The sequence below is a fragment of the Amycolatopsis rubida genome, from assembly GCF_900115345.1.
In the GTDB taxonomy this organism is placed as follows: Bacteria; Actinomycetota; Actinomycetes; order Mycobacteriales; family Pseudonocardiaceae; genus Amycolatopsis; species Amycolatopsis rubida.
On the sequence record NZ_FOWC01000007.1, the window covers coordinates 280,740 to 298,443 of the forward strand.

General features: G+C 70.8%; 14 protein-coding genes. 7 read left to right on the forward strand and 7 right to left on the reverse strand.

Annotation, left to right across the window (positions count from 1 at the left end; all coding sequences use genetic code 11):
- Nucleotides 1-8 precede the first annotated feature (8 nt).
- Complete coding sequence (locus BM362_RS26560) at nt 9-2,162, reverse strand: hydantoinase B/oxoprolinase family protein (protein WP_093574978.1); 2,154 nt, start codon at nt 2,160-2,162, stop codon at nt 9-11.
- Nucleotides 2,163-2,188: 26 nt separating this feature from the next.
- Entirely contained in the window at nt 2,189-4,240 is a 2,052-nt protein-coding gene (locus tag BM362_RS26565; RefSeq protein WP_093574979.1) for a hydantoinase/oxoprolinase family protein, read from the reverse strand.
- Nucleotides 4,241-4,417: 177 nt separating this feature from the next.
- Between BM362_RS26565 and BM362_RS26570 the strand changes: the two genes are divergently transcribed.
- The 3 genes from BM362_RS26570 (at nt 4,418) to BM362_RS26580 (ending at nt 8,813) form a co-directional block, all read left to right on the forward strand.
- Nucleotides 4,418-6,253, forward strand: coding sequence for a helix-turn-helix domain-containing protein (locus BM362_RS26570; protein WP_093574980.1), 1,836 nt, complete (start codon nt 4,418-4,420; stop codon nt 6,251-6,253).
- Nucleotides 6,254-6,384: 131 nt separating this feature from the next.
- Complete coding sequence (locus tag BM362_RS26575; protein WP_067588804.1) at nt 6,385-7,659, forward strand: hydroxymethylglutaryl-CoA reductase, degradative; 1,275 nt, start codon at nt 6,385-6,387, stop codon at nt 7,657-7,659.
- Nucleotides 7,660-7,865: 206 nt separating this feature from the next.
- The gene (locus tag BM362_RS26580; protein ID WP_093574981.1) at nt 7,866-8,813 is read left to right on the forward strand and encodes a hypothetical protein; all 948 of its coding nucleotides are present in this window, start codon (nt 7,866-7,868) and stop codon (nt 8,811-8,813) included.
- Between the two features lies 1 nt (nt 8,814).
- On the opposite strand, the gene BM362_RS26585 is transcribed toward BM362_RS26580, so the two are convergent.
- Complete coding sequence (locus BM362_RS26585) at nt 8,815-9,612, reverse strand: hypothetical protein (RefSeq protein ID WP_093574982.1); 798 nt, start codon at nt 9,610-9,612, stop codon at nt 8,815-8,817.
- Nucleotides 9,613-9,688: 76 nt separating this feature from the next.
- Nucleotides 9,689-10,381, reverse strand: a complete 693-nt coding sequence (locus BM362_RS26590) for a papain-like cysteine protease family protein (RefSeq protein ID WP_067588810.1) — start codon at nt 10,379-10,381, stop codon at nt 9,689-9,691.
- A gap of 455 nt (nt 10,382-10,836) precedes the next feature.
- Here BM362_RS26590 and BM362_RS26595 point away from each other — a divergent pair, with 455 nt between their 5' ends.
- Nucleotides 10,837-12,924: an FUSC family protein gene (locus tag BM362_RS26595; protein WP_093574984.1), complete on the forward strand. Its 2,088-nt coding sequence runs from the start codon at nt 10,837-10,839 to the stop codon at nt 12,922-12,924.
- 1 nt (nt 12,925) lies between these two features.
- Here the strand turns inward: BM362_RS26595 and BM362_RS26600 are convergent, their stop codons facing one another.
- Nucleotides 12,926-13,876 carry an aldo/keto reductase gene (locus BM362_RS26600; RefSeq protein ID WP_093574985.1) on the reverse strand — a complete coding sequence of 317 codons (951 nt, stop codon included), beginning with the start codon at nt 13,874-13,876 and terminating at the stop codon, nt 12,926-12,928.
- 356 nt (nt 13,877-14,232) lie between these two features.
- Here BM362_RS26600 and BM362_RS26605 point away from each other — a divergent pair, with 356 nt between their 5' ends.
- Nucleotides 14,233-14,463, forward strand: a complete 231-nt coding sequence (locus BM362_RS26605; RefSeq protein ID WP_093574986.1) for a hypothetical protein — start codon at nt 14,233-14,235, stop codon at nt 14,461-14,463.
- A gap of 99 nt (nt 14,464-14,562) precedes the next feature.
- Here BM362_RS26605 and BM362_RS26610 read toward each other — a convergent pair whose 3' ends face one another.
- The gene (locus tag BM362_RS26610) at nt 14,563-14,949 is read right to left on the reverse strand and encodes a nuclear transport factor 2 family protein (protein ID WP_093574987.1); all 387 of its coding nucleotides are present in this window, start codon (nt 14,947-14,949) and stop codon (nt 14,563-14,565) included.
- 103 nt (nt 14,950-15,052) lie between these two features.
- On the opposite strand from BM362_RS26610, the gene BM362_RS26615 reads away from it, so the two are divergent.
- Entirely contained in the window at nt 15,053-15,490 is a 438-nt protein-coding gene (locus BM362_RS26615; RefSeq protein ID WP_093574988.1) for a MarR family winged helix-turn-helix transcriptional regulator, read from the forward strand.
- Nucleotides 15,491-15,527: 37 nt separating this feature from the next.
- Here BM362_RS26615 and BM362_RS26620 read toward each other — a convergent pair whose 3' ends face one another.
- Nucleotides 15,528-16,166: a DUF4360 domain-containing protein gene (locus BM362_RS26620; protein WP_093574989.1), complete on the reverse strand. Its 639-nt coding sequence runs from the start codon at nt 16,164-16,166 to the stop codon at nt 15,528-15,530.
- Between the two features lie 541 nt (nt 16,167-16,707).
- On the opposite strand from BM362_RS26620, the gene BM362_RS26625 reads away from it, so the two are divergent.
- Nucleotides 16,708-17,697: a malate dehydrogenase gene (locus tag BM362_RS26625; protein ID WP_067588822.1), complete on the forward strand. Its 990-nt coding sequence runs from the start codon at nt 16,708-16,710 to the stop codon at nt 17,695-17,697.
- The last annotated feature ends 7 nt before the right edge of the window (nt 17,698-17,704 follow it).

The window sequence follows — 17,704 nt, forward strand, 5'->3', positions numbered from 1 at the left end:
AAACCTCGTCATCGCGCGACGGCCTCGACCCGGATTCGCGCGTCCAGGAGCGTCCCGCACGAGGGACTGTAGAACTCGTCGATCAGCACGCGGTGGCCGTGCTCGCGGGGCCGCACCCGCACCCCGTGCGCGGCGAGCCGTTCCGCTGCGACGTGGGTGACTTTCCTTGCGCTGTCCCGCCAATCGTCCCCGGAGCCCAGCCGCGCGCCCGAAGCGGGCACATACCAGCCGTCGGGGTCGCGGCGCGGTGCCGAGGAACCCGCGGCCGCGGCCGACGGCACCTGTTCGCCAGGCGCCTCGCCGAGCCGCTGCTCGCGGAGCGCGGCCCTGGCGCGTTCCGTCGCGGTTTCGTCCGCGACGCCGTCCTGTACGAGCACACCGTAGGTTCCGGCCGCGACCTCGGCGGTGACGTACCCGTTGCGGACGTCGGCCGCCACGAGCTGCGGGTCCCGCAGGAGCGGGTCGCCGTAACCGCCTCCGCCCGCGATCCATTCGACGAACACGTCTCCGGACCGGATGGTCACCGACTGCTGGTTGATCGCCAGCAGCTCGCGTTCCGCGGCGCTCAGCGCCTCGCGAGTGGGCACCCGGCCGTCCCGGAGCAACTGGGCGACGTCGGTGCCGCGCCACACTTCGTGGCCGCTGCCGCCGCCGGGCAGCCCGCCGCCGAACCCGTCGGCGGTGACCTGGGCGCTCGGGGCGAAGACCGTCTGCGTGACTTCGCGGGCGCCGTGCAGCGTCCAGGCGAACCGCAGCCCGAGGCCGCCGCGGTGCGCGCCGTGGCCCGCGCTCTCGATGTTGAGCTGCTTCCACAGGTACAGCACCGGGTAGAGCATCTCGTTCATCTCGACGTCCGGGAGCATGTTGTTGACCTGGGTCATCATCCCGGCGCAGTCGAGGCCGTCGCTGTCCGGCTGCGCGCCGGCGCCCATCCCGCCGCCGTCCATGTTGAACAGCACGAAGTATTCGCCGTCCTCGGCGGTCCCCGCCGAGATCCCGCCGGTCCACGAATCGCCCCAGCCGCCCTGGGTGCGGGCCCGGACGACCTCGTCCGCGCTGGCGCGGCAGGCGTCGTTCATCAGCTTGGTGACCAGGCGGCTGACCCGGGCTCCGGTGGTGAGATGCCCGTTGCTGATCGGTGCCGGCGGCCGCGGGTTCACGATGGAGCCCGGTTCGGCGACGATGTCGAACGCGGTCATCACGCCCTCGTTGAACGGCACGTCCCACGCGAGGATCGGCACCACGGCGGTCGCGACGCTGCCGACGAGCGCACCGTAGCTGCAGTTGACGAAACCGCCGGTCTGCTCACTGGAACCGCTGAAATCGAAGGTGATCTGGTTTTCGCGCTTGGTCATGGTGCACGCGACGCGGTACAGCCCGTCGACGTGCCCGTTGTGCTCGGTCCATTCCTCGGCGGTGTAGGTCCCGTCGGGGATCTGCGCGATGCGCTCGCGCACCACTTGTTCGGCGAGTTCGAACGACAGCCTCGTGTAGTCGCGGAACCGGTCGAGCCCGAACTCCCCGATCGTGCCGAGCAGCCTGCGGATGCCGGTGTTGTTGCTGGCCACCAGGCTGCGGACGTCGTTCCAGAACAACGCGGGGACCCGGACGTTGTTGAGCAGGATCCGCCGGACCCACTCCACGGGTTCGCCGCGCTCGAAGATCTTGACCCCCGGCGGCAGCCGCAGCGCCTCGGCATAGCAGTCGAGCGCGCCGGGAGCGAACCCGCCGGGCGTCATGCCGCCCACGTCGACGAGGTGCGCCTGCGACTGCGCCCAGCCGATCAGCTCGTCGCCGTGGAAGATCGGGGAGATCACGTTGGTGTCCGGCGGGTGGCTCGCGCCCGCGGTGTGCGGGTCGTTGCAGATGAACGCGTCGCCCGGGGCCAGCGGCTCGCCCTCGATCGCCTTCACCAGGTTCTGCACGGCCACGCTGCCGGAGCCGATGTGGAACTGGACGTAGTCGGAGTAGGCGTAGATGCGGCCGGCCGGGTCGAACAGCGCGGTGTTGAAGTCGCCGGCCTCGGTGATCACCGGCGAGCCGGACGAGCGGATCATCGCGATGCCCATCTCCTCCACGATGGAGTCCAGGCGCATCCGGATCACTTCGAGCGTGACGGGGTCGAAGCCGGGCGGCAGGGGTTGTGCGGGCTGCGGGGTCATGGGCGTCTCCTTTGACGGACGGGAATTCAGGCGAGGCGCATCAGGAAGTCGCCGGCGCCGGTCAGCTCGACGGTGGCTCCGGTCGGGACGTACACGGTCGTGTCCGGCTCCTCCAGCAGGCACGGCCCGCTCGCCTTGCCGAGCGCGGCGAAACCGCGGTGCACCTCGACCTCGGTGCGTTCGCCGGTCAGCGGTTCGAGCACGCCGCGGACGGTGCGTTCGTGCCGCTCCCCCGCCGCGCCGCCGAGGTGGCGGACCTTCTGGACGTCGCTGCGCCCGACTGCGCGCACCCGGGAGTTGACGAGCAGGATGCCGGCCTCGGTCCAGGCGGTGCCCGCGCCGAACTCCTCCTCGTAGTCGGCGACGAACCGGGCGCGCAGCGCCTCCTTGTCCGCCTCCCCGAAGGTCCCGGCGGGCAGATGCGTGGTGACCTCGAAGATCTGGCCGACGAACTTCATGTCCGCCTCGCGGTGCAGTTCCCGGCGGTCCTCGGGGATGCCCTCGGACTCGAACCACGCGCGGGCGCGCCGTTCGAGCGCGGCGAATTCCTTGTCCAGCGCGGCCGCGGGCTGGTCCATCGTCCACGGGCTGGTCTGCACGGCCGAGAACACCGAGTCGGCGTGCATCAGCCCGTGCGCGGAGAACACGGCCGCGTTGTTCGGGATCACGACCTCCCGCACGCCTGCCTCGGCGGCGATCGCGGCGGCGAACAGCCCGCACGCGCCGCCGAAGCCGACGAGGGTGAACTCGCGCGGGTCATGGCCGCGATTGACGGTGATCTTGCGCAGGGCGTTGGACATCTGCGAGGCCGCGAGCCGGTAGACGCCCTGCGCCGCGGCGTCCTCGGTGATGCCCAGCGGCTCGGCCACGCACGTGCGCAGTGCCGCCCGCGCCTGGTCCTCGTAGAGCGGGACGGCGCCGCCGAGGTAGTAGTCCGGGTTGATCAGGCCGAGCACCAGCGCCGCGTCGGTGACCGCGGGCCGGGTGCCGCCCTTGCCATAGCAGGCCGGTCCCGGGACGGAACCCGCGCTGTGCGGGCCGACGCGCAGCAGGTTGCGCCCGTCGACCCAGGCGAGGCTGCCGCCGCCCGCGCCGATGGTCTCGATGTCCACCGCGGTGAGGCTGGTCGGCAGGCCGCCGATCTCGGCGCGGGGCAGCAACCGGAACTCGTCGTCGATGATCGCCGCCGCGTCGAGGCTCGTGCCGCCCATGTCCGCGGTCAGCACGCGGTCGCGGCCCAGCTGCCGCCCGAGCAACCGGGCGCCGGTGACGCCGCCGACCGGACCGGAGTTGAACATCGAGATCGGGGCTTTGCCGGTTTCCTCCACCGACAGGAACCCGCCGTGCACCTGCATGATCTGCACCCTGGTCCGCAGGCCCCGCGCCCGCAGTTCCTCGGCGAGCTGCTCGAAGTGGGAGGCGACGATCGGCTTGACCGCGGCGTCCAGTGCCGTGGTCACCATGCGCTCGTACTCGCGGTAGACCGGGGTGAGCGCGCTGGAGAGCGTGTAGGGCAGGTCCGGATGGTGCTTGCCGAGGTAGTCGCCGATGGCGTTCTCGTGCGCGGGATTGCGGAAGGACCAGAGCAGGCAGACCGCGAGGGTCTCCGCGCCGGCGTCCACCGCCGCGTTCACCGCGGCGGCGATCGCGTCCTCGGTGAGCGGCACCAGGACCTCGCCGTGCGCGTCGACCCGCTCGGCGACCTCGACGATGCGCCCGCGGTCCACGATGTCCGGGGGCGGCGACATCCGGTGGGGATCGCGTTCGTCGGTGCGCGCGGACCGCGCGATGCGCAGAGTGTCGCGGAACCCCTGGGTGGTCAGCAGGCCCACGGCGGCGTACTTCTGCTCGTCCACGGCGTTCGTGACGATGGTGTTGCCCAGGACGAACCGGTCCACCCCGGCGAAGAACTCGGCCTCGGTCAGGCCCGCGCGCTCCCGCAGCACCCCGAGCGCGCCGAGGATCCCGGTGGTCACGTCCCTGGTGGAGAACGCCTTCCCGCGGATGGCGCGCCCATCCGCGATCGCCACGGCGTCGGTGAACGTGCCGCCGACGTCGATGCCCACGTGAAGCGTCATGCTCGCTGTCTCCCTTGACTGCGTCGGTGCCGGTCGGCCGGCGGGGTCCCGCTCGCGGGTTCCGTCTCGCCGTGGCCTGGACGCTACGAGCGCGAGCCCCCGGCAGACTATGTATCGTCGATCCATCATTCACTGTGCAATCTGGACGATCGGCACATCGATCACGAGGAGTCCGCTGTGTCCGAGACGATTCCGGTCGACGTCGTCGTCCAGCTCCTGCGCGCGGTGCCCGCGGGCCCCGACGCCGATCCGGCCGCGGTGCTGGCGGACTCCGCGTTGTCCGAAGAGGACGCCGCCCGGATCGGCTACGAGATCCGGCGCCTGCACGCCACGTCCGGCCGGTGGCGCCGGCGCGGGCAGGAGCTGGCGGCGCTGTTCTCCTCGGCGCGGGAACTCGCGCAGCTGCGGGATGTGGACGAGCTGCTCGGGCGGCTGGTGGAACGGGCGCACGATCTCATGGGCACCGACGTGACCTACCTGTCCGAATTCGACGTCCGGACCCAGGAGCTGCGCGTCCGCACGACCCTGGGCACCACCGCGCCGTCCTTCCTCGGGCTGCGGGTGCCGCCGGGAATGGGGCTGGCGAGCCAGGTCGTGGAAGGACGGCGGCCCAGCTGGACCTCCCGGTACACGGTCATGACCGAGGCGCCGCACGATTCGGGCATCGACGCCGCTGTCGAGGCCGAGGGGCTCGTGTCGCTGCTCGGGGTTCCCCTGCTGGCCGAGGACGAGGTGCTCGGCGTCCTGTTCGCGGCCAACCGGGTCGAACACGCCTTCGCCCCGGAGGAGATCTCGCTGCTCTCGGCCTTCGCCGACCACGCCGCGGTGGTCCTGCAGACTGCCCGGCTGCTCGCCCGCGCCCAGGACTCGACCGCCGAAGCCCAGCACGCCTACCAGGAACTCGCCCGGCACGTCGAGGCGATGGAACGGGCCAGCGAGGTGCACACCGACCTGACCAACCTGGTGCTGCAGGGCGGCGGGTCACGCGACGTCGCGACCGCCCTCGGGCGGGCACTGCGCTGCCGCGTCGAACTCCTGGACCCCGACGGCCTCGACGGCGCGGTCGGCGAAGCCGCCGACCGCAGCCGTCGAAGCGGACGGTGCGTGCGCGTCCGCGACCGCACCCACGTCGTCGCGGTCCTCGCCGGGAACAGCCTGCTCGGCGCCTTGCTCCTGCGGGAAGGCGAAGTCGAGTTCGGACCGGTCGAGCTGCGCACCGCCGAACGCGCGGCTCAGATCACGGCGCTGTTGCAGCTCAAACAGGACGCCATGGCCGAGGCGGAGCAACGGGTCCACGGCGACCTGCTCGCCGACCTGCTCGCCGACTCCCCCTACCGGCGTACCGACCTCGCCGTGCGCGCCCGCGCCCGCGACATCCGCCTTGACGAACTCCGTTCGGTGGTCGTCGTCGCGGTTCCGGCCGAACTGCGCAGGGAAGCCCTCCGCTCGCTCCGGCGCGCCGGAGGGCTCGTCGGCGAACACGCCGGGCACGTCGTCGCGTTCACCGCCGAGGCCGATCCGGCCGCGGCGAGCACCCGGATCCACGCGATGGCAGGCCGCGTCGCGCGGGTTCCCTTGTTGGCTGTCGGCGCGCACCTCGCCGAGGCGATCGACGACGCGCGGGACCAGGTCGGCACCGCCACCGCGTGCCTTCGGGTGCTGCCCTCGCTGGGGCTGGCCGACGCCGCGGTCACGACCGACGAATACCTGCCCTACACCGCGCTGTTCGGCCCCGGCGAGACGCGGGTGACGGCGTTCGTCCAGCGCGTCATCGGACGGGTGCTGGACTGGGACGCCCAGCACGCGGGCACGCTGCTGCCCACGCTCGCGGCCTACCTGAACAACCGGATGAGCCCGGTCGCCACCGCCCGCGAACTCCATCTGCACAAGAACACGGTGCTGCAACGCCTGGACCGCGTCACCGAGTTGCTCGGGAAGGGCTGGCAGGGCCCGGACGAGCTGTTCCGCGTCACCGTCGCGGTGCGCCTCGCCCAGGTGGGCCGTCCGCGCTGAGCCCCGGGCGGCAGGGCTGTCGAACCATTCCGGACCGGGCTTTGCTGGACTCTTCGTCCATGTTCGGGCGGTGGCGGCGCCGCTAGCGTCGGCGCAGTCACCATCCGGAACCACATCGCAGTGGAGCTCGCATGTCGCGCACCAGCCGTATCCAGGGCCTCCGGGACCTCCCCGTCGAGGCCCGCCGCACGCTCGCCGCCGAGTCGGCCGGACTCGACGCAGGCCGGCTCGCGGCCTTCGATCCCGCGCGGGGGATCACGCTGGAGCTCGCCGATCACCTGATCGAGAACGTCGTCGGCGTGCTGGGGCTGCCGCTGGGGGTGGCCACGAACTTCGTCGTCAACGGCCGCGAGGTGCTCGTCCCGATGGCCACCGAGGAGGCGTCGGTGGTCGCCGCGGCCTCCAACTCGGCCAAGCTCGCCCGCGTCCACGGCGGGTTCTTCGCGTCCTCGACCGCGCCGATCATGCAGGCCCAGGTGCAGATCGTCGGCGCGGCCGACCCGGAGGCCGGGCGGATCAGGCTCCTGGAGGCCCGCGAGGAGCTCATCGAACTGGCCGACGCGCAGGACCCCCGGCTGGTCGAGGCCGGCGGCGGGGTCCGCGATCTGTCGGTCCGGGTCGTGCCGTCGCGGGCCGGCACCTACGTCGTGGCCCACCTGCAGGTCGACGTCCGCGACGCGATGGGAGCCAACGCGGTCAACACGATGGCGGAAGCGGTGGCGCAGCGGGCCGGCGCGATCGCGGGCGGCCGCACGCTGCTGCGCATCCTCACCAACAAAGCCGACCTGCGGCTCGCCCGCGCCCGCGCGGTCTTCGACGCGGAAACGCTCGGCGGCGCGGAAGTCGTCGACGACATCGTCCACGCCGCCGCGCTCGCCGAGGCCGACCCCTACCGTGCCGCCACGCACAACAAGGGGATCATGAACGGAATCTCGGCTGTCGTGCTCGCGACCGGCAACGACACCCGCGCGGTCGAAGCGGGCGCGCACTCGCACGCGGTCTCTCCCGCCGGGCGCTACACCTCCCTTTCCCGCTTCGAGAAGAACGGCGACGGCGACGTCGTCGGCACGTTGGAGCTGCCGATGCCGGTCGGGCTCGTCGGCGGTGCCACCAAGGTGCATCCCGTGGCACAGGCGGCGATCGCGCTGCTGGGCGTGACCAGCGCGGCCGAACTCGCCGAAATCATCGCGGCCGTCGGCCTCGCCCAGAACTTCGGCGCGGTCCGCGCCCTCGCCACCGAAGGAATCCAGCGCGGGCACATGTCCCTGCACGCCCGCAACATCGCCTCCACGGCGGGCGCCACCGGCGACGAGGTCGGCGCCGTCGTCGCCCGGCTCGTCGCCGACAAGAAGATCCACGCCGAGCACGCCAAGCGCGTGCTGGCGGAGCTGCGCGCCGGGAAGTGACCGGCCGGGCTCCGCCGTGCGGCGCAGCGACCGGGCGAGGCGTTCCCGCCCCGGCACCCGGAATTCGCCGCGACGACGGAGATTTCGGGCGCACGCGGAGGCATTCCCTCCGAAATGAGGCTTGTCCTCGTTTCGGCCCGGGTCTAATCTCCGGGCGATCAACGGCTCCCGCCGGGTCCTTTTTCCAGCGAGGGAAGGTGACCGCGATGAAGCGGACCGGCACTCGCGTCCCGCCGGGCGCGGACGAGGACCTCGCGCGGGTGCTGGATTCCGGCTCGTTCGCCGAGGCGCTGCGGGCCGCCGTCGCGCACCGCAGGCTGACGCTGCACGAACTCCAGCAGCGCCTGGCCTCGGCCGGGGTCCGGGTCAGCGCCACCACCCTGTCCTACTGGACCCGCGGCCGCACCCAGCCGGAACGGGCCGATTCCCTGCGGGCGGTGACCTTGCTGGAGGACATCCTCGCGCTGCCCGGCGGGTCGCTCGCCCGGCTGCTGCCGCCGCCGCGTCCGCGAGGTCCGGGCTGCCGCGTGCGCGTGACCGCGGGCTACCGGCAGCTGTGGGAGCCCGCGGAGACCCTGAGCCAGCTGATCGAGGAGGTCGGCGCACCCGATCAGGACCGGTTGCACATCGTCAGCGGCCACGACCGGCTCGCCATCGACGAGACCGGTGCCCGGCACCGGATGTCGCTCAGTTTCGTGCTGCGGGCCCAGGCCGACCGGGTGCGGAGGCTCCTGGTCTTCCTCCACGAGGACGAGGGACGGCCGCTGCCCCAGGTCTCCGTGGCGCGAGGCGGCAGGCTGGGCCGGGTCCGCTGGGACGGCGGGACCGGGGTGCTGGTGGCCGAGGTGCTGCTGGACCGGCTGCTCGCCCGAGGGGAGACCGCAGTGGTGGAGTGCCTGCTGGAGTTCGCCGCGGACGCGCCGCGGAAATCCTTGTGGGAGCGGCGGTTCGGCCAGCCGATGAAGCACTATCTGCTCGAAGTGGACTTCGACCCGGCCGCCCCGCCGGTGCGGTGCTACCGGACGACCCGCGACAGCATCCAGCAGCCCGCCCGCGACGTCGGCGAAGTCGAGATCGACTCGGCCGGGCACGGGCACCTCGTGCTGCTGGACGTGCCCAACGGGTGCCACGGGCTGCGCTGGGAGTGGGCCTGACTCACTCCGCGGAGCGGACGCGCCGCCGGCGGACGGCCAGCCCGGCGGCCGCCGCGGCCGCGACGGCCGCCCCGCCCAGCCACCACCAGAGCACGCTCCCGGTTTCGTCGGGAGCCTGCGCGCGGGGCCCGTCGCCGGCGAAGCCGATCCCTCCCCGCCGCTGGTAGTCCGAGCCGGGCAGTTTGTCCGCGTACCGGCCGTGGACCTGCTGCTGGTAGCGGTCGAGCGGCACGAACCGGCCGACCGGGTTCTGCGGCAGGCTGGACTGCAGCAGCCGCACTCCCCCGTCGCTCAGCGCGTACCAGCCGTTGATCTGGGGCTCGTAAAGCAGCACCTCCCCGGCACCCAGCCCTGCCGACAGCCGGCGCTCGTCGTCGCCGGACAGCGCGCCCATCGCCCGCCACCCGGGCCCGTCCGGCACGACCTTGACCGTGGTGGGCGAACCGTCGGAAGTGGTCGCGACCACCGCGACGTAGCCGAGCCCGCCCGCGGCCGCACCGGCTTTGCCGAGCACGAAGTCCTTGCTCAGCACGTAAGCGGGAACGCCTTGGCCGGCGACGGCGACGGGGCCCGGCTCGGGCCTGCCGGGCTTGCGCAGATTGCTCCGGACCAAAGCGAGCGCCCGCGCGGAATGCGCCGCCTCGACGGCCGCGGCCACCTGCTCCGGGGACACCGGCCGCACCCCGGCCCAGGATTCGGCGCGGGCCGGCCGCGCGCCAAGGGAAAGGCCGAGGAAAACGAGGACCGCGACCAGGGCGGCGATCCGCCGCCGGTCCGGCAGCGCTGTGCCGAGGGCCATTGACTGCTCCCCATCGGGTGAAGCCGGGCTCCGGGCGAAACCGCCCGGAGCCCGGGAAACGGGCGGACGGGCGCGGTTACTGCTTGTCGATGCCGTAGACCGTGTTGGACCAGACGAACTCGCTGTTCTGCAGGTAATCGTTGTAGCCCATGGTCTGGTAGCGCTGGTAGGACGGCCACGGGTCGCCGAAATCGACCGTCTGCGCGCCCGAGTCGTAGCCGTAGAAGACCCGGGCGTGCCCGCCGCCGCTGCTCCAGTCGACCTGGGTGATGATCGGCTCGCCGGCGTTGATCTCGTTCTGCACCTCGCTGAACGAGATCGCGTCCTGGACCGCGGTGCCGGAGAACCCGGTCTGGTGCAGGCCCTGGGCCACTTCCGACATGTACGCCGGCTCGTTCGGGCAATTCCCCGCACTGGTGCCCTTGCCGGCCGCGCAGAACTCGGACTGCGTGGTGCCGGCTCCGAAGAACTGTTCGACGCTGGAGCCGTCGGCCGCCCAGCACCATTCGTTCTGGGTCTGCTCCTGCTGGGTGTAATTGAGCTGCGCGAACGGACGGGCGCTCGCGGCCGCGGCGCCCGGCGCGAGCCGGAACCGCTGCACGTCGTTCGAGTGCGGCGTGACGATCATGCCGGACGGCGCGGCACCCGGGTCCGCCGTGCCGGCGGCGGTCCCGGCGTGGGCGACCGGGACCGCCGTCAGCACGGTGAACAGCGCGCCCGCGCACACCGCGGCGGCTCGGGCAAAGGGAGGACGGGATTTGCTTTCCACGGGGGGACTCCTCAACTACCGGGAAAATGGCGGCATTGCTGTTTTCCACTCGGCCGTGATCGGTGTTTTCCGGCCAAGAACAGTAAGAGATTAGCTAGCCGTTCACCATTATCGCAAGAGATTCCCGTCGATTAGCGTAGTAACTGGAATACGCTTCTTATTCTCTTTAAAACTGTTTACGACCGTCTTTCGGCGTGTTCGCCCGGCGTATTCTTCTGAGGTCGAATATATCCGATTGGCGCGGTTTGACTGGTCCGAGAATCCTTCGCGCCCGGCACCGGCACGCGATCGAGGCGCCCGGCACCGGCCCGGCCGCTGCGCGGGCTACCGTTGGCACAACAACTCGGGCAGCGACTACGGGCGGGATGATACGTGCACTACCTGCGGATTCACTGGCTGCCCGGGGCCGAGGAAGCCCAGCGCCCGGCCCTCGCCCAGCGGGAGCTGCTCGCCCGATGATCACCGACGCACGGAACGCCTTCCTCGACCGGATGGCGGCCGCCGACCCCGGTCTCGTCCGGCTGCGGCTCGCCGCGTCGGCAGTGCTCGGCATCGTCATCGCGGTCCTCGCGATGCTGCCGCTGCATTTCCCGCTCACCACCACGCTCGTCGCGGCCATCGCGGCGATGATGAGCGCGTTCACTGTCAACGACGCCACCAGCGGCGGCCAGGCCGTCACGCTGCTGCTGGCGCTGCTGGTCGGGGCCGCCTCGATCACCGCCGCCTGCGTCGGCTCCGCATACGCGCCCGCGGACAGCATCGTGTTCGTGCTGCTGATCTTCGTCGCGGTGTACGTGCAGCGGTTCGGCGCGCGCGGCATCGCGCTCGGGTCGATGGCGTTCTTCCTGTTCTTCTTCCCGATGTTTCTGCAAGCGCACCTCGCGCAGGTCCCGCACCTGCTGCTCGCGCTGGCGATCGGCGTCGCGGCGAACGCGGTCGTGCGGTTCCTTCTCCTGCGCCGCAACGCCGAAAGCGAGCTGATCCGCTACCGGCAGGCGTTCCGGGCGCGGCTCGGCGCGGCGGTGCGGGCGGCCGGGGCGTACATCTCGTCCGGCGGTTCGGACCGCAGCGACCGGCAGATCCGCACGTCGGTGGAGCGGCTGCACGAGGTGGTCCTCCTGATCGAGGACCACGCTCCCGACGTGGTCGACGACCGTCGTGCCGACCAGCTGCGCCGCCGGGTGATCGAGGTCGAACTGGCCGTGCAGTGGCTGGTCATCACCGTGCGGCGGACCTGCTCGCAGCCGCTGCCCGAAGGCGTCGCGGACGATCTCGTGGCCCGGCTGTCCCGGTTCCGGTCGCTGATGGAACGCGACCCGCGCGACCTGCCGCTGATCAGCGAGACCGGCGAGTACAGCCGGATGCTCGTGGAAGGCAGCCGGATCGACGAACGCGCGCACCCCGGCGACGGCGTCCGCCGCGCGATCGCCGAACTCGCCGTCGCGGACGACCGGGCGCAGCGGACCGCCAGCCTGCAGTCCACAGTGGACCTGCCGCTCGGCGAGGAGGAGGAAGAGGAACCGACCAAGGCGTTCGCCTACGACAACCAGACCCGCGGCGCGATCCAGGCCGTCCTCGGCGGCGGGCTCGCCGTGCTGGCCGGCCAGCTGATCTCGCCGCAGCGCTGGTACTGGGCGGTGCTGACGGTGTTCGTCGTGTTCATCGGCACCTCCAGCGCGGGCGCCCGGTTCGTGAAGGGCATGCGCCGCACCGGCGGGACCCTGCTGGGCATCGTCGGCGGTGTCGCGCTGGCGCTGCTGGTCAGCGGCAACACCCCGGCGATCCTCGCGCTATTGCTGGTCTGCGTTTTCGGCATGGTCTACACCGCGCGGGTCTCGCAGTTCCTGATGGCGTTCTTCGTGACCAGCATGCTCGGCTTGCTCTACAGCCTGCTCGGCACGTTCAGCATCGAGGTGCTGTGGATCCGGGTCGCCGAAACCGCGGTCGGCGCCGCGTGCGGGCTGCTCGCCGCCGTGGTGGTGCTGCCGGTCCGCACGCGCGCGGTGATGCTGGACGACATCGCGATCGCGCTCGACGAACTGCACGAATTCGTCGAATCGGCCGCGACGCTGCTGTCCGGCCGCGAGAACGTGAACATCATCGAGATGTCCCGCGACCTCGACCGCGCGGTCGAGCAGGTGCGGCTGACGATCGAACCGCTCACCCACCCGATCAACCTGCGCAGCGCCCGCCGCGACTACGGCTGGCACGTGCTGACCACGCTGGAGGGCATCGCCTTCCGCGCCCGGCACGTCGCCGCCCGCGCGCAGCCCGGCCAGCTCGCCGGCCCGGTCTCGGAGCGGCTGGACCAGTTCGCCGGCCGGATCGTCGCCAATGTCGACCTCGTGCACGAGGCAGTCAGCAACCCGGGCGGCACGCGGCCGCGCAAGCTCGTCCGCGACGACGGGACCCCGGTCGCCGACCGGATCGACGAGGCCGAGACCCGCGCCGTGCTGTCCAGCCTGAGCCACCTCGACGAGGGTTTGATCGCGCTGGGCCGCGTGCTGGGCGTCGGCGCGCAGGACCCGCCCCGGCACAGCTGACTTACGCGGACGCGGCGTCGAGGATCCGCAGCTCGTCGTCGCTCAGCTCCGCGTCGTGCATCGCGACCAGCGCGGGAACCTGCTCGACCGTGCGCGCGGACGCGATCGGCGCGGCCACCGTCGGCTGCCGCGCGAGCCAGGCCAGCGCGACCGTCGCCATCTCCGCGCCGCGTGCCTTCGCGACCTCCTCCAGCGCCGCGAGCACCTTCACGCCGTGCTCGCTGTCCGCGTAACCGCCGGCGAGACCGGGCATGTTGCGGATGTTGTCCACCTGCTGGCCCGGCCGGTACTTGCCGGTCAGGAACCCGGACGCCAGACCGAAATACGGCACGCAGGACACTCCGTGCCGCTGCACGATCCCCCGCCGCTCGCTCTCGTACTCGTCCCGCGCGACGAGGTTGTACTTCGGCTGCAGCGCCGCGTACTTCGCCAGCCCCTCGCGGTCGGAGAACTCCAGCGACGCGGCCAGCCGCTCCGGGCTGATGTTCGAGGCCGCGATCGCGCGGACCTTGCCTTCCCGCACCAGCTCGTCCAGCGCGGCAATGATCTCCCCGACCGGAACCGACTCGTCGTCGAAATGCGTGTAGTACAGGTCGATCCGGTCGATCCCCAGCCGCCGCAACGATTCCTCGGCCGAGGCCTTGATGTTCGCCGGCGCGAGCCCCTTGAACCGCGGACTGTCCCCGACCTTCGTCGCCACGACCACGTCGTCCCGGTTCCCGCGCGAAGCGAGCCACTTGCCGATGATGGTCTCGGACTGCCCGGGCTCGTTGCCCGGGAACTGATAAATGTACGAATCGGCCGTGTCGACGAAGTTCCCGCCCGCCTCGGCATAGGCGTCCAGCACCGCGAACGACGCCGGTTCGTCGGCGGTCCAGCCGAACACGTTCCCGCCGAGACACAGCGGGGAGACGGCGACGTCGGATGAGCCAAGTGTGCGAAGTGCGACCATGATCGCATTCAAGCACTCCTCGCCCGGGCATGCCCGCGACGCCGAGAGATTCTGCCCGCTCGTACCTCGCCCGGCCGCACACCTGGCAGGATCATCCTTCTCGCACAGCTTTCCGGGGAGGCAGCTGACGAGAAGACCGGCGGTCGGCCACCCGCTCTGGCTCGGGCAGTACCAGGTCCTCGCGGAACTGGCTCGGGACGAGACGACCCGGGTGCTGCCCGGCAGCGGACCGGACGACCGCCTCGTCGCGCTCGCCCTCCCGGGATCCGCCGGATTCCGCGCCGAGGCGGCCGCATTGAGCGCGGTGCCCGAAGCTGATCCGGACGCGTCCACGCCCTGGCGTGCTTCGGAACTCCATGCTGGTCCCCTTGCCGCAGAACGTGCCCGACGCGCTGCCCGAACCGGAAGTGCTCCGGCTGGCCGCCGGACTCGCCGCCGACTTGACCCGGCTCCACAGCGCCGGGCAGGCCCACAGCGCGGGCCTGCCCGGAATCGGCTCGCTCACCGTCAGCCCGGACCGCAAGACCGTCGCCACCACCTCAGGCTCGGCCGCGGACAACGCTGTCCACCTGTGGCGCAAACTCTGACCTCGACCCGCGCGCGACGCGAACGTCCGTGAGGGGAACCCTGACGGAATCAGATTCCCTCAGGATTCCCCTCACGAACCTCCGCCGGAGCGCTGCGGATCAGCGGGCGAAAGCGGGCGGCGCCCCCATCGGACTGAGGTGCATCCCCGCGATCCGCCAGCCGTCCTCGTCGCGGACGAGTACATGCGTCGCCCGGAAGGTCCCGTCGACGCGGTTCCCCTGATGGGTCGCTTCCTGGTCGTGCACGCCGATCGCGATCGCTGTGTCGCCGTGCACGCGCACCTCGACCTCGCGCCAATCGAGCCGCTGTGTCGCCAGCGCACCCGACTGGTAGCGGCCCAGCCACTGCTCACGGTCGAGCACGAATCCAAGCGGTCCGACGAGCCGGAATCCGTCGGCGACCACGGCGCGCAAGGTGCCCAGGTCGCCCGCGACCTCGGCGGCTGCCCAGCGTTTGCCCAGATCAGCGATGTCTGCGGCGTCCATGATGCCCTCCAGTACCAGTCGATGAGACACCACAAACGTTAGATATCTAATCCTTCGTCGTCAAATGGTTAGAGTTCGATGATCCTGCGGTACCGTCCTCCCCGTGCCCCGACCCGCCACGCCGCCGCTCGGCGTTCTCCTCGCCCGCACCGCCAAGACCGCGGGGCAGGCATTCGACCGCGCGCTCGCCGAGGTCGGCGGATCGCAGCCGGTCTGGCAGATCCTCATCGCGCTCAAAACCCGCCAGCACGCGAGCCAGCGCGAACTCGCCGACGCCGTCGGCATCCAGGGCGCGACGCTCACCCACCACCTCAACGGCATGGAAACCGCGGGCCTGCTCACCCGCACCCGCGACCCGGAAAACCGGCGCGTGCACCAGGTCGAGCTGACCGGCTACGGCGAGCGGACCTTCCACCGCCTCGCCGACGCCGCGATCGCGCACGACAAGCGGATGCGCCGCGGATTCACCGACGACGAGATCGCGACCCTGGCCGCACTGCTGACCAGGCTCGCGGAAAACGTGACACAGACGGACTCGTGAGCGCCCGAAGAAGCGCCCACGAGTCCGCCTCACTCAGTTACCGGGTTCCCGGGCAGGTCTTCCAGGCGAAGTGGTAAACCGTCTGGACACTGCCGTCGGTCGAGTCCATCGTCAGGAAGCTCGTCGTCGCCTTCGGATCGGAAGTGCCGGCATACGCCCGCAGTTCCGTGTTGATGTTCAGGTTGCGCTCCTGGCCGCACGGTTCGTAGATAATCGCGTCGATGTCCGTCGAATCCGAGAACTGCCAGTCATTGTCGTAGAACCCGTCGAGCCGATGTGTCGCGTACGCGGTCGGCGAGTTCCCCTGGAAATAGTAGTTCGCGCGTTCCACGCCGTACGCGCCCTTTTCGAGGTGCCCGAATCCGCGGTAGTCCGCCGAGGCGATTCCGTACGTGAACCCCTGCGGCACGTGCACGCGAAGGCCGATCTGGCAGTTCTTCCTGAAGTCCGTCGGCTGCGCGCCGACGCCGACCTGCGCGGTGTATTGGCTGTAGGTGACGGTGAACGCGGTGTTGTCCGCCGAAACCGAAACCGCGGCCGTGTCCGGCGGGCAGCCGGTCCCGTTCACGGTCGCCACGTCGATGATAATTTTGTCCGGCGGCGGATTCTGCGGCCAGGAATTCGGCGTAATTGTCGAAGAAAGAGCCAAAAGCGCAGCGGCCATCGTGGCAAGCATGGGTTCCTTCCCATTACTTCCGGGGGTTGGGGGTTTCGAAAGGGTAGCGCGACAACCACTCTCCGCGTCCCACTGAATGGAGCAACGTACTTGTTTAGCTGCACACAGCAACGTGTTAACAAATCGTTGACAAAAGCTATTATGGACAATTGACGAATCAACAAAAATGCTTCAAAAACACACAACGCGGAACCACTCGCCCGGCTGGTCCGGACAATCCGGAGAAAAAGCCCGCAAAAACCGGGCAATCAGGACAGTTCACGTGGCGTGTCCGCTTCCGTGCCGACCCGCGCTTCCCGGGCGATTCGGCGGACCGCCCCGCCGCGGCTGCCCACGACGAACCTCGGCGGCTCCGGGCCCGCCACGCCCGCAACTCGATCGTGATCTCGGGTTGCGCCCTTCGCCCCACGACTTAAGGCGGATCGCACCGGGAGCCCGAACGTGATCCTGGCTACCGTGACTGGACGCACCCGGACGACGCCCGCCGGTAGGGCTAGCATCCTCGGTACTAGCCAAAGTCGTCTCAAGCTGGAGAAGCGCAATGACCCAAGCCCCTGTCAACGTCACCGTCACCGGTGCGGCCGGCCAGATCGGCTACGCGCTGCTGTTCCGCATCGCGTCCGGTCAGCTGCTCGGCGCCGACACCCCGGTGAAGCTGCGGCTCCTGGAGATCCCCCAGGCGGTCAAGGCGGCTGAGGGCACCGCGATGGAGCTGGACGACGGCGCGTTCCCGCTGCTGGCGGGCATCGACATCTTCGACGACCCGAAGCAGGCCTTCTCCGGCGCGAACATCGGCCTCCTGGTCGGCGCCCGCCCGCGCAGCAAGGGCATGGAGCGCGGCGACCTGCTTGAGGCCAACGGCGGCATCTTCAAGCCCCAGGGCGAGGCGATCAACGCGGGCGCGGCCGACGACATCAAGGTTCTCGTGGTCGGCAACCCGGCCAACACCAACGCGCTCATCGCCCAGTCGCACGCCCCCGACGTGCCCGCCGAGCGCTTCACCGCGATGACCCGCCTCGACCACAACCGCGCGCTGGCGCAGCTGGCCAAGAAGCTCGGCGTCGCCGTGACCGACCTGAAGAAGGTCGCGATCTGGGGCAACCACTCGGCCACCCAGTACCCGTCGGTGCAGCACGCCGAGGTCAACGGCAAGAACGTCGCCGAGACCATCAACGACGAGGCGTGGCTCGCCGACACCTTCATCCCGACCGTCGCCAAGCGCGGCGCCGCGATCATCGAGGCCCGCGGCCTCTCCTCGGCCGCCTCCGCCGCGTCGGCCGCGATCGACCACGTCTACACCTGGGTCAACGGCACCCCCGAGGGCGACTGGACCTCGGCCGGCGTCGTCTCCGACGGCTCCTACGGCGTCCCGGAGGGCCTCATCTCCTCCTTCCCGGTCACCGCGAAGGACGGCAAGTACGAGATCGTGCAGGGCCTGGAGATCGACGAGTTCTCCCGCCCGCGGATCGACGCCTCCGTGGCCGAACTGGCCGAGGAACGCGACGCGGTCCGCAAGCTGGGCCTGATCTGAGGTCTGT

Coding starts and splice junctions, on each gene's coding strand:
- BM362_RS26560 (WP_093574978.1), bottom strand. CDS start 2,162: ATGACCCCGCAGCCCGCACAACCCCTGCCGCCCGGCTTCGACCCCGTC.
- BM362_RS26565 (WP_093574979.1), bottom strand. CDS start 4,240: ATGACGCTTCACGTGGGCATCGACGTCGGCGGCACGTTCACCGACGCC.
- BM362_RS26575 (WP_067588804.1), top strand. CDS start 6,385: ATGTCGCGCACCAGCCGTATCCAGGGCCTCCGGGACCTCCCCGTCGAG.
- BM362_RS26580 (WP_093574981.1), top strand. CDS start 7,866: ATGAAGCGGACCGGCACTCGCGTCCCGCCGGGCGCGGACGAGGACCTC.
- BM362_RS26585 (WP_093574982.1), bottom strand. CDS start 9,612: ATGGCCCTCGGCACAGCGCTGCCGGACCGGCGGCGGATCGCCGCCCTG.
- BM362_RS26595 (WP_093574984.1), top strand. CDS start 10,837: ATGATCACCGACGCACGGAACGCCTTCCTCGACCGGATGGCGGCCGCC.
- BM362_RS26600 (WP_093574985.1), bottom strand. CDS start 13,876: ATGGTCGCACTTCGCACACTTGGCTCATCCGACGTCGCCGTCTCCCCG.
- BM362_RS26605 (WP_093574986.1), top strand. CDS start 14,233: ATGCTGGTCCCCTTGCCGCAGAACGTGCCCGACGCGCTGCCCGAACCG.
- BM362_RS26610 (WP_093574987.1), bottom strand. CDS start 14,949: ATGGACGCCGCAGACATCGCTGATCTGGGCAAACGCTGGGCAGCCGCC.
- BM362_RS26620 (WP_093574989.1), bottom strand. CDS start 16,166: ATGCTTGCCACGATGGCCGCTGCGCTTTTGGCTCTTTCTTCGACAATT.
- BM362_RS26625 (WP_067588822.1), top strand. CDS start 16,708: ATGACCCAAGCCCCTGTCAACGTCACCGTCACCGGTGCGGCCGGCCAG.